Genomic DNA, 1463 nt, shown 5'->3' on the forward strand with positions numbered 1-1463 from the left:
GGTGCTGCACCCCAAAAGTTAGAGCTAAAACTAACGTTTGGGGTGTTCCTATGACTAAATATAGTGATGATTTAAAAGCGCGTGTCGTCCGAGAGTATCTAGAAGGCGTCGACGGATATAAACCTTTGGCGAGGAAATATGGAATCTCTTCGCATAGCCTCATTGTGGAATGGGTGCGAGTCTTTCGCGCGTTGGGTGCCGAGGGATTAAAACGAAAAAAGGTGCGGGAGGTCTATTCTGTTCAATTTAAGCTGGATGTCTTACACTGGATGAAAAGCAACCGCGCTTCTCTTAGCGAAACAGCCACTCACTTTGGACTCAAGCGTAGATCTACACTTGCGACTTGGAAAGAAATCATGGAGTCTGAGGGGGTTGCGGGCTTAGAGCCAAAGCCGAAAGGACCTCTACCTATGCCAAAAAAGTCGCGAAAAAAAAGAATCCTTCCTCTTTCACGTGAAGAACAATTAGAACGAGAGAATGAACTTCTTCGATTGGAAGTTTCTTATTTAAAAAAGAGAAAAGCTTTTCAGGAGAATCCGGGTGCATACCTAGAAAAGCACAAGCAGCGCTATCCTTCGAGCTCACCCAAGAAGGATTCAGACTAAACGATGTTCTATCGTGTGTAGGTCTACCCGAAGCGACGTATCATTATCATCGCAAGCACGCTCAGCGGCCTGAACGTGATCATGACGTAAAAGAGCGAATCACAAAGATTTATGACCAACACAAGGGCAGATACGGCTACCGTCGAATTCATGCCCAACTCAAAGCAGAAGGCTGGGTCATTAATCATAAGAAAGTCTTTCGGTTGATGAAGATCCTGGGCTTGTCTTGCCAAAAATTTGTTCGAAAATCTCGGTATCGCTCCTATAAGGGGAAGGTAGGAAAAGTTTCTAAAAATCGGATTAACCGTCGGTTTCGTTCGACCATTCGACTTCAAAAGTTATTCACCGATGTAACGGAATTCAAATGTACAGAGGATGAAAAACTCTATCTCAGCCCGATTCTTGACGTCTTTAACGGAGAAGTCATTGCGTATCATATGGCCAAGCGACCGACCCTTGACTTTGTTCTCCAACCTTTACAGGAGGCTGTACAAATCATTGGCCAAGAAGGCCAGTACCGTGCGACGATTCATTCAGACCAAGGTTGGCATTATCAGCACAAGAGTTGGGTGAAAACCCTAAAGAACAACCAAATCTTTCAAAGTATGTCTCGAAAAGCTACATGTGAAGACAACTCACCTATGGAGAACTTTTTCGGCCTATTAAAGCAAGAAATGTATTATGGTGAGCCCATGCTTTCCTATGATGAATTAGAAAAGCGAATTCATGAGTACATGCATTATTACAACCATGATCGAATTAAATTAAAACTGGCTGGTCATAGTCCGGTCCAATACCGAACTTTAACCAGCCAATCCGCTTCATAATAAAAACTTTAACTTTTGGGGGTCACTACCT

At 43.5% G+C, this 1463-nt stretch carries 2 protein-coding genes; both read left to right on the forward strand.

The annotated features are described in order from the left end of the window. The coding region (locus tag ACE1TF_RS20395) for a helix-turn-helix domain-containing protein (protein ID WP_375019465.1) at positions 1–605 on the forward strand (605 nt) is incomplete at its 5' end. Next, a complete protein-coding gene (locus ACE1TF_RS20400) occupies positions 545–1432 on the forward strand; it encodes an IS3 family transposase (protein WP_375019467.1) in 888 nt (295 codons plus the stop codon). The genes ACE1TF_RS20395 and ACE1TF_RS20400, both read left to right, overlap by 61 nt. The last annotated feature ends 31 nt before the right edge of the window (positions 1433–1463 follow it).

It is taken from the genome of Geomicrobium sp. JSM 1781026, assembly GCF_041949955.1.
In the GTDB taxonomy this organism is placed as follows: domain Bacteria; phylum Bacillota; class Bacilli; order Bacillales; family Marinococcaceae; genus Geomicrobium_A.